Genomic DNA, 17,035 nt, shown 5'->3' with positions numbered 1-17,035 from the left:
TAGTAAGTTCAAGTTAACATTCCATTTTTTACAGTTTAACTTTATTCAGTAGTACCCTTTATCCCGATATCATATTTAACACTAATGAGTACTTGCTGAATAAAGTTAAAAATATGTAGCAACTATCAATAATGTTGAATTGTATGAGTTGCAATTATACTGAAACTCGATATGATTATTTATCTATATAACATTTACTAGGAAATAATTTAGAGAAGCTTAGAGTGGAAAGTGACAGCTCGACACTTGTTCACCTGTTATGTAGTATAGGTATTTGAAAACTTCTCATATAGAGTTAAAAGAATGTTAAATTAGGGGGACAAATGATGAAAATTTTTACTGATAGTGGATGTGACTTACCAAAATCATATTACGAAGAAAACAATATTGAACTTCTTCCACTACGAGTGCAATTGAACAATAATGAATATGATGATGTCATTTCGATTAATTCCAAAGAAATTTACGATGCAATTCGTCAAGGTGCTCGCCCAAAAACATCCCAAGTATCACCAGAGCTTTTTCTCAAGCATTTTGAAAATCTAGCAAAAAATGAAGAGGAAGGTATCTATATTGCCTTTTCATCGGAATTATCAGGCACCTACAATACGGCGGTCATGATTCGTAATCAAGTACAAGAGCAATATCCATCACTCAAATTAGCTATAATCGATTCTAAATGTGCTTCATTAGGTTTTGGCTTAGTAGTTGAGGAAGCTGTTCGTCTTCGAAATACAGGTGCTTCGTTGGATGAAATCGAAGCCAAAATTACTGCCCTTACCCCACAAATGGAGCACTTATTTACGGTTGAGGATTTAGATTACCTCGCTAAAGGTGGGCGTGTATCAAAGGCAAGCGCATTTCTTGGAGGGCTCCTAAGCATTAAACCTATTTTAAATGTAGAGGACGGCAAGCTTGTGCCGATTGAAAAGTCACGTGGACGCAAAAAAGCCATCGCTCGCATGTTAGAATTAATGCAGGAGCGCGGTGATAACTTTTCTGAGAAAATTGTTGGTATTAGCCATAGTGATGATGTGGACTTCGCCAATGAAGTAAAGGCTTCTATCCAAGAAAGATTTTCACCAAAAGCTATTCAAGTAACAATGATTGGTTCAGCTATCGGCTCCCACGTAGGACCAGGTACAATTGCCATCTTCTTTACGAATAAAAGCTATCAAGCTTAATAAAAACCCCCTCCACACTTAATGTAAAAGTGTAGAGGGGGTTTACAATTTTTCCCGCATTAACGGGTAATTAGCGAAGCGTCAGGTACAAGACCTCCACCTCAAACTCAGCGAAAGCAAAGAAGTGAAGTGGGGATGAAGAAAGTCCCAACTGATTAAAGTTTCACTTTATTTTGGAACATCTTGCTCCTTACGTCGTACTTTACCTCGTCTAATAATTACAACTACAAATCCTATGAATATTACCCACACTAATCCTAGCGCTACCATATATGGGATATTGAATCCTTCATCATTTTTAATTTGATAAACCTCTACCATTTCGCGGTCTAAAATAACTGGATAAACGTCTTTTTCATTAATACGAACTTTTTCTTCATGTAAAATACCATTTAGCATTTTACCTTCACCAATCTGAGCTGGTGTTAAATCAACGCGTTGTGTTTTACCAGTATTGTTAACCATGATGACCCATTTCTCTTCGTCAGATGTACGTGTAAATACAAGTAGGCCATTTTCATTTGTGATAACTTCAAAATCACCATTGCGTAATGTAGCAGATTGATTACGTAAAGATTGGACATTTTTAATATAGTCGATTAATTCTGTATCTGTTTTAAAGTTATATATTTGATGCGTATCTGGCTTTTCTTCCCCGTTCATCGCAATTTCTGTACCATATTGCACAACTGGAATCCCTGGCATCATAAATAAAGCACCCATCGCCATTTTCAAACGCGTCGGCGGGAACATATTTTCAGTTGCAGAATCAAATGTAAAACGATGTGTATCTAGCGAATCAACCATAATCTGAGTTGGTTTCTCACCTGTAAAAGGCTCCATCAACTTAGAAGAATCCTTATCAACATTTTTAAATATATTACGGTAAATATCCGCTGTAGCTGGTGAAAAGCTTGCATCAAAATTTGCATCACTTTCTTCATTTGAAATCACAAAAAGCGATTTTTTCGTATCTTTTAATGCCGCAATCATTGCATCGATAAATTCTGTATCGGCACCAACAATATTAGTTAGACGCACCCCACCAACATCATATGTAGAGACAAAGTCTGTTGCTGATTTAATAAGCGCTTCTTGCACATCTTTGTTTGTTAAGTCCCACTGTACTTGTCCATTATTTGTTGAAGCAATCCAGTCCTTTTTTGCTGAATCCTTTGCCCACTCATGATTCGGACTTACATTATTAAGTGGAAAATCAACCATGATCGACATATTTTTGGCTTTATAGGCCTCAACGACACTTTGAAACTCTTCAGATGTCCCAAAATGACGCTCGATTGTAGAATAGCTCGTCAGCATCGAACCATCATATTTCTCAGTGGCAAAAATTGGACCAATGGAAACGATTGTAAAGCCCATCTCTCCGATAAATTTCAGTTTATCTTGTAGACCTGCAAAATCGCCTCCTGCAAATTTCGTAGGGTCTTGCGTATTTGTATCAAAATCGTTAGTGCCCGAACCATTAAAGAAACGGTCAACGAGTAAATCATAGATGCTTTCTTCTGCAATCGTTCTTGTTGATGCTTCATCAGCATGTGCAACTGGTGTAGCACTTACTAATAAAGTTGCTAGTAAAAGCGATGCAGCTGTCGCACTTATCCACTTCTTGAATTTCACTTTTATTCCCTCTCTTTCAAACCAATCCATCGTCATTTTACCAAATAAAACAGTCACGTCGCTATCATTTCAAAATATTTTCCGAAAATGCAAAATGAATTACGGCAAAAAGGTGTCAACTTCTTCTTCGAATACAGTTCATCGACTTGGTAGCAGGATTCGAGCAGTTTGTCGGGCTAACCGATCACTTCTTCGGCTTTCCTAAGCAGTTTTTTTATCTCCCCAAAAATAAAAGTCGTGAAGCTAAATCTTCACGACTTTTCTAAATAATTATGCCAAGAAATGTAGTCCTATTGGCAGTTTGAAGCCTAAGAATAATGTAATGAATAAGAATACTGCGAATAAAATCCAAAACAGGCCAGTTGGTTTATTTTTCTTTTGACGAACTAATACCATTTCCATCATACCAATGACTAAAATACCGCCTAAGAATTTCAGACCATAAAGCATTGGATCATTAGTTTGATACTGGAAGAATAGTGCCCCACCAGTAATAATAATTAAAATGTAGAATAAACGTAATGTCATATGTAAGCCTTTTGACTGCTTGCCCATTAATGCTGCAATTAAAAAGATTACGATTGCAACTACCCAAGTAGCAATATGCGCATGTGTTGAGTCAGTTAAAAATCCCATTATTGTCCCACCTCATATTCTTTTTTCTATCAAACTCTATCCTATCATGTGATGGGAAGGGTTTCAAACATTACCATAGTGTTCACACAATATACTTAAAAAAATCCGCGGAGTATAAACTCGCGCGGATTTGAGAGCCATTATTCAAAATGATTGACTAATGTACCGATGCCTTGAATGGATACTTTTACAGTATCTCCAGCTTTTAAGAATTGTGGTGGATTCATGCCTTTTCCAACACCAGCTGGGGTACCAGTTAAAATAACATCGCCTGGCTCTAATGTTACGTGCTGAGATAAAATCGATACTAATGATTCTACAGAGAACATCATGTCTTTTGTTGAGCCGTTTTGACGTACTTCATCGTTTACTTTTGTTACCACTGTTAACTCTTGTGGATTTGGAATTTCATCTTTTGTCACAAGGTACGGTCCAAGTGGACAAGTACCTTCCAAGCTTTTTCCTAAGAAATATTGTTTATGTTTTTCTTGTAAATCACGAGCTGTTATATCATTGGCAATTGTGTAGCCAAATACATAATCATATGCTAAGTTTTTCGGAATATTTTTACCACGTTTACCAATAACAATTGCTAATTCGCCTTCATAATCCATTTTGGATGAAAGATCAGCATGAATAGAAATAGTTTGGTCATCAGCAGCAATAGCAGTCGGAGATTTTGTAAATACCACTAAGTCTGTTGGGGCTGCCTCTGCACCCATTTCTTTTGCATGTTCATTATAGTTTTTCCCAATACACATAATATTTTTTGGTGTACGTGGAATTGGTGATAACCATTCGATCACTGTAAATTCACGTTTAAAGCTATCTGCACGATCTGATTTTTCAGCGGCTTCTACTAATTTACGAATCTGTTCAACAAAATCAAAGCCTAAAGCTATGCCATCCACGATTGAACTTGAAAAAGAAGGGAGAACTTGAAGTTCATTTTGAATAGCGAGTACATCCCATACCGCTTCTTCTTTTTTTACTTTTGGTCCAAAGCTTACATGTCCACCTAATTTAAATGATAAAATTTTCATGATTTTCAGAGCTCCTTCTTTTTTCTACATGATACAACAATATTATAGGAATTGCCTTACTTTTGCGACAACTATTTTTATTCCTAATATTTCGCAGGCTCTTCACCATAACGTGGAGTTAATTTCCGTTCCGACTAGGCGCTTTGTTGCTGACGCTTCGCTGCAGGGTCACATCTGTGACGCTGATCCCCAAGGAGTCGCCCAGTCGTAACGAAGATCAACTATTTGCATAATATACGTTTTAACAAATGCTATCCCCAACTTTTGTTAATGAGCCAAATCGCAATAAATTATTCTTATTATACAAGACGCATTCATTCACTTTATGTTGCCATCACATTAAAAATGAAGGCTGATTTCCATCGCAGATTGCTCGATTTTTGCAAGAGAGTCGAGCACCTTCACACAATTATCCCGCTTTAGTATTCGCCTTATATGTTAATTTCCGCCATAAAGCCTCTAACGGACCCTGTTTCCATTTCGCTAGCCAAATTTCCGCCACAATCATTTGTACAACAATAATACTGATTGCAATTAACACGCCTGTTTCAACGCTCACTTTTCCATACCAGCCAAATCCAAATTGATAAAATAAACATGTTCCAATTATCGATTGAAGTATGTACATCGTTAACGACATGCGCCCCATTTTTGCAAAAGGACTGAGTAACTTTGGTACAACTGGCAGTAAACAAAGTAATACAATAATCCCAATATAGCCAACTGATAAAATTGGACCACCTATGTATACTTTCAAGTAGTCTAATAAATGCGTACGCGTCAACATGATAGGTAAGCTCTTTACAAAAATACCAATTGCCACCCCGGCTATTGCTAACGTCAGCCAAAGCCATTTTAACTCCTTTGCTCGTTCCACTAAACGCCATTTAGAGGCTGCGGCACCAATTAACATATATGGTAAAATTGTAAATAATGCTACAAACCACATGCCTATCCCAGCCTGAATAGATAAATCGGTTAAACGTTGCATAAATGCATCTACCCAACTCCCCGTTCCATAAGCAGTTATCGCTTGCTCTACTGAAGTTATATCTAAATACTCATCAATCTCTGTATTAAAATTAATAAATCCTACAATAAATAACATAAAAGCTTGCATAATACCGTAAATGATAATACCGATTGACAATAACCAAATCGGATGTAGACGTAATAATAGCAATAAAAATACGCCACAAAATGCATACATCATCAAAATGTCGCCCCACCAAATTAGCACAGCATGGATAAAACCAAATACAAATAATACAGAAAGTCTTCGCAGTCCTATCGAATAAAAATTTTGTTCACGACTTTGTGCTTTCTGCCATTGCATAGCGAATCCATAGCCAAATAGCATGGCAAATAGTGGATAAAAGCTACTTTGTACATAAATATCTAAATTTTGCTGCCACACCATATCTGACGGTGTTGTAAACCATGATGCCAAATCAATATATGGCATCGGCAAATAAAAGGCAAATATATTTACGAGTAAAATGCCTAGTAAGCTAATACCTCGTAAAATATCTAATGTTGCGATGCGTTCCTGCAACATTGTCGGTTTTAAATCCACAAAATAGCCTCCTCTATTTAATAACGCTTTAGTGAAAACAGGGCGTCTACTCTTGTAAACTACTTCAGATGCCCTATTTTCACCGCGTTTACTTATGCATGTAAAGCTCGCTCAATATCTAATAAATATAGAACTTTGTCACTCACTTTGATTTGAAGAATAGATTCGATTGCCTCACTATAAACTCTGAGTTGCACACCATATCTGCCTAAGAGTTCCTTCGTTAGCGCTGGCTCCTCAGCAAAATGTGATTGGATGCGATCTGTCTTATAATCAAGCAAGACCCATTCACCGTTTTCATCCTCAAATAAGCAATCAATAATCCCTTGTACAATTTGAGCATCGCCATCTTCATCTACTCTACTAATCGTAAATGGCATTTCTCTCCGGACTGTTTTTGCCTTTTTAAAACGATGTCCAATGTCTGTTGTAAAGAAATTATATATTTTTTTCCATGGAACAACCTTTCCCTCAGCCTCCGTCAATAGCTGCCTTGCCACTAAATCAGCGACAAACGCCTTAACCTCCTGTACATCCGTAAAGCCGTTTTGAGGTACATGCTGCATGACTGTGTGGACAGCTGTTCCGATTTCTGCGCCTGTTAGCTGCTTGTCCTGTAAAAAGCTTGGACGTGGCGCAATGGTTGTCATTTTTTGCTTAGAAGGTACTGAAAAGTAATATTCAGGCTCCTCCTGCCGCTGTAAATTTTCTAAACGCTTAATTTCACTAACAGATGTTTTTGAGCGTTTTTGTGTTGATTTTTGAAATGAATACTGTGCTTGAAAGCGCGTCGTAATTTCTGATAATAACTCTACGTCATTAGGCGTTTCGAGCAATTGCTGTACCTCATCCTCTAACGCTTGCAAATCATACGTATAATGTCTCGTATCGACAGCACGTACCCACCAATGTGATACATCTTCAGGTGCCTTATAAGTGGAAGTAGCAATTGCTGTAAAATCTGCATGCCTTGCAACTGCAGGCCCAATCCAGTCAAAGTAGCTATTAGCTCGCGCACGTAAATACTCCTGAAGCGGGGCATCTACCGGCAAACTTTGTGCATCCTGCCAATTGTCGAGCGTTTTACTCCAATTTTTCACAGACCCTACTAAAATAAGTCGCTCCTTCGCACGTGTCATTGCTACGTATAATACACGCATTTCCTCAGCACGCATTTCGAGCTCCTTTTTCTCCTTTAGAGCTAAAAAAGGTAGGGATGTATACGTAATACGATTTTCTGGATCAATCGCCTTCACTGCAAGGCCAAAATCTTGATCGAATAAATATGGATTGTGGAAATCCATTTTATTAAACGGTCGCCCCATCCCTGCGACAAAGACAACAGGATATTCCAAACCTTTTGAAGAGTGGATGGTTACAAGACGCACGACATCATCCTTTTCTCCAATTGATTTGGCCGTTCCTAAATCATCACCACGCGTACGCATACGGTCAATAAAGCGTAAAAACGAAAACAGTCCTCGAAAGGCTGTTTTCTCATACATTAATGCCCGATCGTGTAAAACACGTAAATTGGCCTGACGCTGCTTGCCATTTGGCATCGCTCCAACCATCTCGTAATAATGCGTGTCTAAGTAAATTTTCCAAATTAAATCTGACAATGAACCACGGCGCGCTAAATCCCGCCAGTTTTCAAATGCCAGCATAAAACGTTGAAGCTTCACAAAAGTGTCAGTCTGTACACCATGCCCATCACTTCGAATAAATTGCCTTAATGCATCATAAAACGGCGCTTTTGAATCTGCTAGCCGTATTTTTGCTAGCTCATTTTCTGTTAAGCCAACAAATGGAGCGCGTAGCACTGATGCCAAAGGAATATCCTGATATGGATTATCGACAACCTTCAGTACGTTCAGCATAATCATGACCTCAAGCGCATCGAAATATCCTTTGGAGGACTCCGCATAAAGAGGAATTCCCGCAAGCTTAAATTCCTCCACTAAATCTGTTGACCATGTCATTGAACGCATTAAGATCACTATATCACTATATTTTAAAGGACGTTCTGTCTTCGTTTTTGTATCAAATACGGTTGTCCCATCCTCCATCATCTGCCGAATACGCTCAATGATAAAACGTGCCTCATACTGTGATTTTTTTAATTCCTCTAGTTCAGAGGCTTCACTAGCAATATCTTCTGCCTCTTCGTCCAGCGCTTCTTCTCCAGGAGGATGCATGATGACTAGCTCTACTGGAACTTCTCCGTCATTATACGGAGCTGCTGGCTTTAATGAAGCATTTTCATCATAGAGAATTTCTCCAACGCGCTCACCCATAATTTGTGCAAATACATAGTTTGTAGCGTTCAACACTTCTTTCCGACTACGGAAATTAGCGTTTAAATCGATTCGCATTCCTGTCAAATCTGGGATCTCTAGAAACTCGCTATACTTTCGCATAAAGAGCTTTGGTTCTGCTAAACGAAAACGGTAGTAGAGTAGGAACCCAGCGCCTTGCTACATTTCTGTAGTAGGTTTCCAGTGAACCCCTCCCCGAACCGTACGTACTCCTCTCAGAGTATACGGCTCTCCACTTATAACAAATCTATCGTTGTTTATGAATTTCTTTATGACATTTATCACACACGACTAGCGTTTTTCTTTGCTTAGCGAGCATTGTCCATTCCCAATATTCTTTTCCCTTTAAATTCTTCACTTTATTTATGTGATGAATTTCGAATTTTGTATCGGGATGATTGTCTCCACATAATTCACATTGTCTTGCACTTAGTCGTTTTTCTACATCATTTCTGCCTTGATATACATAAAGATTAGGTAGTTCATCTATTGTTGCTTTGACGCTTTCTTTTCCTTTTTCAAAACCATCTTTATAGAAATATGCTATTCTTTCACCTTGTTTTGTTTCGTATTTTACTCCCCAATACTTACCTTGTTTAAACTTAACCTTCATTTTTGCTACTGAGGATTTGTATTTATTTGCAAGTGTTTTTAAACAGCTATATTCCATTACATAACGTAATTGCCACATTTTTTGGTTTACATTTTCCGCTAGAGCATAATAATTATATAAACCACGTAGCTCTGCGTTATACGTTTCGATGATTTCTAAATCAGAAAGTCCAACTAATCTTGTTCGATGCAACATATCCCATTGTTTCGCATCAATGTCTTTGACCATTTTATTTTTTACGATTACTTTTTCAATTGTTCCTTTAGGTATTCGTAATTGTACATATTCTCTATATTTACGTTTAATAACACCGTTTTTATCTTTTGCCGTACTTAAATCATGGCTAATTGATATATCGTAGCTTAAAAAGTTCGCAAACTTTGTACTATGCGTAATGAGCGTCTTATCTTCTGACAATTCAAGTTGTAAATAATTTTGTAGAAAGTCTTTCATTGTTTGCTTAAGCATTTCACAATCTTCTTTACTACCATTGACGCCAACAATAAAATCATCTGCATAACGTACATATTTTATTGCTTTATATGTGTCCGTGTTCGACTCATAGTACGGTAAATTAAGCAAAATTTTCTTATTCGCCTTATATTCTTCAATCATTTCTTTTCGCAAAACTTCATCTTCTGTTGCATTAATTTTTTTATGCAAACGTTGGTTACGCATATCATATTTTCGATATTCAGTATTACGTTTACGTTTTTTTGGTTCACCTAAATCAAAAGAAGGCTTTAATTCTTTTTCAATATAATCATCAAATTCATTTAAATAAATATTCGCTAGTAACGGACTAATAATTCCGCCCTGTGGAGTTCCACTATACGTCTTTTGGAATCGCCAATTTTCAACGAATCCTGCTTTTAAGAACTTCCACATTAAACGAATGAATTTTTCATCTTTGATACGTTTTCTTAAAATAGTAATTAAAATTTGATGATTGATGTTATCGAAAAATCCTTTTATATCGCCTTCAATGAACCAATTTACCCCTGTAAAGGTTTTCTTCATTTCGATTAATGCTGTATGACAACTTCTTTTTGGTCTGAAACCATGCGAATGATTTGAAAATTTAGGCTCATAAATGGCTTCTAATATCATACGACAAACTTCTTGTACAATACGGTCTGTAAACGTAGGGATACCAAGTGGTCGTGTACCACCATTTTTCTTTGGGATATGAATACGACGAACTGGCTTCGGTTGATAGCTTTCATTTTTCAACGTATCAACGATTGCTTGAATTTTTTCTTCCCCGAATCCATCCGCTGTTTCTCCATCAATACCTTTTGTTGCACTACCTTTATTTTTGTATATCTTCGTATAGGCTTTTATATAAAAATCTTCATTGTATAAATGTCTGTATAGACGGTCAAATGTATATCCGTCTTTCATTGCTTGTTTCGATAGATTGTATAAGACAATTTCTGAACTTTGCATAGAGCATTTCGCTCCTTTCCTCATTGTTTATACGTTATAAGCTGCTCTCCTTCGCCATGTAATAGGCTTTCCCTATCTCCGACTACTACGAGAGCTCCGTTACCATATTGGATTTTCAGTACCCGTGTACATAGCCTTGTGGCACTCCAACTTAGGTAATCCCCATTTAGTATATTGTATACAGGCTTGATTCATTGTCGGAAGGAACGTTCATCCTTTTCTTCAATCTTGAAGTGTGTCTATTCTTTCGTCAATCAGAAACTGGGATTGTGCATCAATCTAGTACACGTTCCCATGTTCAGTCGCAAGCATCTAATACGCTGAACAGAATAGATTCTAGGTTTCAAACGGTTTCCTAGATGGTTAAGCATGACCCCACTCGGACTATTCTTCAAGCAGTTTAGCCTTCTTCCTTATATGAATCTTTTATATCTTGCCATTCAGTCGTAGCCTTTCCGTTTAGGCTAACTTATGACTTTAACCGACATGCTACACTCCCTCTTTGGTTTCCCATCAAGATAAGTCGGTTGATATATAAACCGTTTCTATAGTTTATTCACCGCCAAATGGTGAAATATACAATACCCTTATGGGCGCACAATACTTTGTTTTACGTCCCCAACCATAAAGAGATTTCCCTCTTGCTCACTACCTGTTTTCACAAGCTGTAATATTGTTTCTTGCAGCATATTTGATATGGATAGGTAAGCCTTTGAAGTAATCTCTAGCTTTTTCCCCCATTCACACCGTACGTGAGGGTTTCCCCTCATACGGCGTTCCATCAATTAATTGCTCTTCATCCTATTATTTCATTTCCGTAAAGCCTAATCCCTTATTGGCGTTAACCGTTTCAGTCAATGTACTCACCTTTATCAATCAAGAGATTGTTCAGTGATTCCATTTCTCTTAGTCCTACTCGAACCTGAAAATCATGAAATATAGTATGAGTGTTCAATTAACTAACTAATGGCTATCCCTCCACCGCTTATTATCACGGCTTCCTAGGTACTGTGCCATCACTTTCACTAACTTAAAACAAGGTTATACGATGAATTCGTTTTCCCTCGTACCGTTTCGTCGAGTACAATCTCTCCACGTAGTCAGCTTCCCACGTTCCAAGAACCATATCTTTTCATACAGAATCCTTAGGTCATTCCTCTAGCCCTGTTAGCTGGATGATGCCTATAACATCATAAGGTGTTTCATAAAGACAATTCTTACTCCACCTCACTAACCCGCGCGTGGCGGACCACCCTTTCGAATGGCTATACCTCTAGAGCCGTACATTCGGAATTTCGTCATTAGATTGTTGTTTAACCTAAATTCTAACCATAGATTCTCTTATAGAACCCCAGCCTATCTACCACACAAGATACCTCTATCTCGCTTTCCTTCTTTCGATTAGGGTAATATTCAGCTGACTTCACCGAGCTTATAACACCATCATAATTGCCTATGCTGATGCTATTCGGAGGATTAGGTCGAGCCTTTCAGAGCGTTACCTCATCATTCGACTCATCTGATTTCTTAGTTCTCCTAGCAAATATGCTAGTGGCTAATCTTTTCAATTAGCAACGTGTCGCACTATCTTGGTATTCGTCAACAAGTACTTCTTTAAAACGCTGTTTCAAATCTAGTGCAATAGGTGAAGGTTGTAATTCACCTTCGACTTCTACCGTTAAAATTTGCAATGCGAAATGCTCTAGATCCGAGAAATCAATAATTCCTCGTTCTAATTTTGCCATGCGGAACCTCTCACTAAAAACATTTGTCAATTCGACTAATGTTCCTATCGTCGGACCCATTAAGCGAATTTCTTCAAGCAAGCGTGCAGGAGTCCGAACAAAATAGGTCTCTTTAAGTTTGTTGACAATTTTTTTAGCTGCCTCACGTTTTTTCTTGGCAAGCTCCTGTAGCTCCACATCCACTAAAGCATCCTTTGATACACGCTTTAAAGTTGACCATTTCACAGTTGCGAAATAATCAAAGAGTTCCTGCCACGTTCCTTCACGACTAATGCGAATGCCTTCTTGAATCATGGCAAAATCAATCTCTGCTGTTTCAGCATATGGTGCAGGTCCCTCAGGCTGTAGCGTAATGGCTCGCATTTCAGAAATTAAAACGAAAGCCTCGTCAAGACTATGCTTGACTGTTAATTTCACATATTTCGACAGCTCTAAATCATCAATTGTCACGTCTGCAGCTAAGTCATATGTCTCTGGTAGACTACGAAGCCATTTTTGAGGCTCTGTATGAACGCGGGATGTATCATAAAGCTTGCTTATTAAGGTTTCTATCGCCTGATCATCACGATCCGATGTAAAGCTATCAACAAGACGATAGATTGCTTGAATCTGTGCCTCATCCTCAGAATCGTAAGCATCTTCTAATACTTCTGCTAATATATCGTCCCTTAACAAAGCAACCTCTGCCTCATTTGCTATACGAAAGCCTGGATCAATATCTAGCATATAGGCATACTGCTTCACAATAGCTAAGCAGAAAGAATGCAGTGTTGAAATTTGTGCTTTATTGACAAGGCTTAACTGACGTCTTAAATGATTGGAAGTTGGATTTTCTGCAATAGCCTTTTCAAGTGCCTCTGCCATACGATGACGCATCTCAGCAGCGGATGCATTTGTAAATGTTACGACAAGTAACTCGTCGACATTGATTGGATTCTCTTTTGCAACTACCTTTTCAATCATGCGATTAATGAGAACTGCCGTTTTACCAGAGCCTGCCGCAGCCGATACAAGTGTATCCTGGCCGCTTGCATAAATTGCCTTCCACTGGTCGTCAGTCCATGTCACTTCCGTTGGCTTTTCGGGTATTTTTTGTACCAACTTACTTCATCTCCTTCCAAATTTTGTCAACGATATCATTCGGTTTTGCTTGCTGTAACTGACGATAGCTTTGCTTGCCATCAGATGGGTCAAATTGACAAACAGCCGCAAATTGACAGTAGTCACATGCTGTTTTTGTTTTTAGTTTATAAGGACTAATAGAGGTATCCCCTGCTAAAATTCCATTACCAGCCTCTTGATGCTTGCGCCGTACAAAATGCTGTAGATTTTTCATATCATTAACAGGTACAATACGTGACTGAGATTCTGATGGTGTCCCATCTTTTTTCATATAGACAGGAATGATTTTTGAATGCCCACTCGATTCCTCTAATTGCTCGTCCATCGATAAAATGGACTCCGCATTTTCTGATAAAAGACCTTTCATTTTGTATTGTTTTAATCGATCTTCCTCAATTTCACTGTCGCTTAAATCCTTATCAAGCTTTAGCATTGGATTGTGGACATGCACATAAAGAACCCCGGCTGGTTCCGCCTCACCCGGTAGCCAATAAGAGGAATTTTCCATCGCTACATCTAAATACGTTAGTACCTGAAGAGACAATCCGTGATAAACCTCATTCAAATCTAAATCACGAGCTGATGATTTATAATCGACAATCCGTAAATAAGAGCGGTCATCAATAGACGCACTATCTACCCTATCAATACGACCTCGCATAAACATTTTCTTACCACCTGTTAAATCAATTTCAAGTGGTGGTAGCTGTTCATTTTGCCCAGGTCCAAACGATGCCTCAATGGCAATTGGCTTAAAGTGAGATACATTCGCATGCTGTGTAAGTGCCGTCATTGTTCGCTCGACAATACGAATAAGCTTGCGCTGAATATAGCGATAACGTGCGCTTGACAGTAAAATTTGATGTGAAAATACCGGCACAATTTGCTCAACGGCTTGTCGTGCTAATTGTTTAATTTGTTGCTTTGTTAAACGTATCCATGATAGCTGCTGACGGTGTGTCTCTTCAGTAATCCATTTCAATGCCTCATGGAATAAATCGCCCATTGCAAATGTTTCTAGTCTGTACTCTGCCCGCTCTTCTAGACGAAGCCCATACGTTGTGAAATGCGAAAATGGGCAACGGAAAAATTTCTCAACACGCGACACACTAGATGTTAGCTTTTGACCGTATAATTCCTGAGTGATGTAATTTTCTAATGGCTCTGCTTCATTTTTATGAGTGATTGGATGTAAAACTCGTTCAAAAACAAGTGCCCAATAAGGGTCCTGTTTATAAAATTTTTGTAAAGCAAGCCACTCTGGTGCAAGCTCGCGGCTATGCTCAGCTTGGCGTTTTTGCACCATTAAATGTGCTAAAGCTGTACGTGGATGACGTATATACGGTAAAGCACTTTCTTCCAGTAATTCAATTGGATCAATCACAACTCGCTCAACCTGGACACCACTCAAAAGCCCAGCCGTTTTATCATTGCCGATAATTTTCTTAATATAGAGTGAGGACAATAGCGCCTTGCCCTCTTCATCTGCTGTTGGGTAGGACATATATAATTTATCGGATGGCGTCGTTAAAGCACGATATAGCAAGAAATTCTCCTGCAGTAAACGATTTTTAGATGTTGGCGCAAGCTCATAACCAATTTGATTAAACCATTCACGTTCAGTATCTGACAGCAATCCCTCATACTCCATACGAGTTGGATAGACGCCATCATTCATCCCTAAGACAAAAGCGACCTTTATATTCGATAAACGGGCTAAGTCAACCGTTGCTACCATGACCTCATCTAATGTAGGTGGGATACGAGAAAATTCTAATGTATCAAAGCCCTCATCTAAAATTTTCGCCGCTGCCTCCACAGACATCTCCTGCTCACCAAACATATAGACAAACTGATCGAGCACGGCAATCCATTCTTTCCATGCTTGATCATGCTCACTTGCAGCTAATGCATCACCTCGATCCAGTTCACGGTCTTTCATTGCTTGAAGCTTTTCATAAACATGTAAACTTTCAATCAATTCAAATAAAGCTGTCGCTACATCTCGACCTGTTGTCGCTACTTCCAGCTTGTCCTGTAACAATTTTAGCGGCTGACGAATTTCATCGCGAATAGCCTCGATTTCTGCTTGCATGGCACGTTCTTCATCTGTTTGCACGCGTGAATGGAATTCAAGTCCACGATACTTCTTGTAAAACCATCGAGCTTCCTCAAACCAGCGCTCACCATAGACGCCCTGTGCTAAACAGTAGTTTTCTAAACGATCCGCACGCTCTCGCCAAACATTTAGCTCAGCATGTAATGGGAAAAATAAATCTGTTTTTACACTACGAAAAACTGGTTCGTATTTCCAATTAGAAGTGATAACCTCTAAAGCAGATCGACTAAGCTCAATTAAAGGGTGATGCAGCATCGTCTTTTTCGAATTTGTAAAAATAGGAATTTCATATTGCTGAAAAATCGTTGTAATAAGCGGGTCATAGACTTCTGCTTGTCTATAAAGAAGTACTATATCCTGATAACGATAACCCTTCTCCCTTGTTAGCTTTGTTATTTCCCGGGCAATGGCATGTATCTCTGCACGTCGATTGGACGCTTCAAGTACCATTACATCACCTGAAGTTTTTTTCGTTTGAGGCACAATATCTGCAAATCGCGATTCCATATGCTGTAAATCTTCAGATTGAAAACGATGCGTATTGTAGAAGTGCAATGGTGCATCCACTTCAATGCCCTCTTCATTTGCAATGTCGTGTAAACGTTGGTTCGTAGAAGCGGCTTCATAGAATAAAGACTGCTCATCATAAACTTCTTCGATATGGTCAAACGGAAGAACTACCGTTACCTGTTTCGTCACCTTTAATAACTCTTTTACAAGCTCTAATTCTCTTACAGTAAATGCTGTAAAACCATCTATATAAATTGTTGCCTGCTTCATCGTCTCGGAGTATTTCAGTTGCTCGGTTAAAATCGGATAATACCCCTCACTATCGACATACGTCGTGCCAAGTCGTTCCTCCAAAGCTTGTAGAACTACTTGTAAATCATTCGTTTTCGCTTGCAAAGTATGAGGCGCATCAATGACCTTCAAAGATGCTGTCACTTCAGCTAACACTGAACTATTTACACTATAACGACTAAACTCCCGTAATAGCGATTCTATTTCCTCCGTAAAGCCTCGTTTCCCAGCTGCTTGTCGAAATAATGAAAACTCACTTTTTTGTTCCTCTAAAAGTTTGCGGATAAGCATTCGATAGCCATAGCCATTTACTTCTTTTCGAGCAATACCACCCGTTTCCTGTAACACTAGCCATGCTAATCGTTTAAATGTCATGACCTGCGCACGGATTAAGCCTTGCAAGCCATGCTTATTCGTTAGCTCATACTCCGTTGAGTAAGACATTTGGTCAGGAACAATCACAAAAATTGGATTTCCCAACGGATCTGATTTTAGTTGCTCGATAATCTCATGATGAATAAACGTTGATTTACCTGTTCCTGAACGTCCTGATACAATACGCAATGTCATGCTTTTTTCCTCCTGTTAATAATCTATTTAATCTTATATCCCCAGGACTTCACGACTCAACCTGAGCAGTTTTCGCATGGACCTGATCACTTTGCTGTTTTACCTGAGCAGTTATTGTATAGGTCCCAGCGCTTTGCTACTCTAACTGTGCATTTTAGTGTTTTATCTGAGAGCCACTCATGTTACTCGAGCATTGTCTACTCTTATTGAAAGATAAAAAC

Annotated in this window: 8 protein-coding genes and 2 pseudogenes; 1 reads left to right on the top strand and 9 read right to left on the bottom strand. The window is 38.6% G+C overall.

The window, feature by feature from the left end; genetic code table 11:
• The first annotated feature begins 326 nt into the window (after positions 1-326).
• Positions 327-1,184: a DegV family protein gene (locus FJQ98_RS04400; protein WP_053596312.1), complete on the top strand. Its 858-nt coding sequence runs from the start codon at positions 327-329 to the stop codon at positions 1,182-1,184.
• Positions 1,185-1,352: 168 nt separating this feature from the next.
• Here the strand turns inward: FJQ98_RS04400 and FJQ98_RS04395 are convergent, their stop codons facing one another.
• The 9 genes and pseudogenes from FJQ98_RS04395 to addB all read right to left on the bottom strand — a co-directional run bounded on the left by FJQ98_RS04395 (position 1,353) and on the right by addB (position 16,814).
• Entirely contained in the window at positions 1,353-2,822 is a 1,470-nt protein-coding gene (locus FJQ98_RS04395) for an alpha-amylase family glycosyl hydrolase (protein ID WP_053596313.1), read from the bottom strand.
• Between the two features lie 270 nt (positions 2,823-3,092).
• A complete protein-coding gene (locus FJQ98_RS04390) occupies positions 3,093-3,458 on the bottom strand; it encodes a YisL family protein (protein WP_053596314.1) in 366 nt (121 codons plus the stop codon).
• Between the two features lie 140 nt (positions 3,459-3,598).
• Complete coding sequence (locus FJQ98_RS04385) at positions 3,599-4,501, bottom strand: fumarylacetoacetate hydrolase family protein (protein ID WP_053596315.1); 903 nt, start codon at positions 4,499-4,501, stop codon at positions 3,599-3,601.
• Positions 4,502-4,910: 409 nt separating this feature from the next.
• Positions 4,911-6,077: a DUF418 domain-containing protein gene (locus FJQ98_RS04380; RefSeq protein WP_053596316.1), complete on the bottom strand. Its 1,167-nt coding sequence runs from the start codon at positions 6,075-6,077 to the stop codon at positions 4,911-4,913.
• Positions 6,078-6,169: 92 nt separating this feature from the next.
• Positions 6,170-8,530, bottom strand: a pseudogene (gene addA / locus FJQ98_RS04375) (helicase-exonuclease AddAB subunit AddA); the annotation flags it as partial.
• A gap of 112 nt (positions 8,531-8,642) precedes the next feature.
• Positions 8,643-10,457, bottom strand: a complete 1,815-nt coding sequence (gene ltrA / locus FJQ98_RS04370) for a group II intron reverse transcriptase/maturase (protein WP_201406631.1) — start codon at positions 10,455-10,457, stop codon at positions 8,643-8,645.
• 587 nt (positions 10,458-11,044) lie between these two features.
• Positions 11,045-11,239 carry a UvrD-helicase domain-containing protein gene (locus FJQ98_RS04365; protein WP_246494290.1) on the bottom strand — a complete coding sequence of 65 codons (195 nt, stop codon included), beginning with the start codon at positions 11,237-11,239 and terminating at the stop codon, positions 11,045-11,047.
• A gap of 801 nt (positions 11,240-12,040) precedes the next feature.
• Positions 12,041-13,303: pseudogene (locus FJQ98_RS04360) on the bottom strand (UvrD-helicase domain-containing protein); the annotation flags it as partial.
• Between the two features lies 1 nt (position 13,304).
• Positions 13,305-16,814, bottom strand: a complete 3,510-nt coding sequence (addB, locus tag FJQ98_RS04355; RefSeq protein WP_053596319.1) for a helicase-exonuclease AddAB subunit AddB — start codon at positions 16,812-16,814, stop codon at positions 13,305-13,307.
• Positions 16,815-17,035 lie beyond the last annotated feature (221 nt).

Source organism: Lysinibacillus agricola, from assembly GCF_016638705.1.
Taxonomy (GTDB): domain Bacteria; phylum Bacillota; class Bacilli; order Bacillales_A; family Planococcaceae; genus Lysinibacillus; species Lysinibacillus agricola.
Note: the sequence above shows the minus strand (reverse complement) of the source record. Positions and strands in the feature narration are given on the sequence as shown.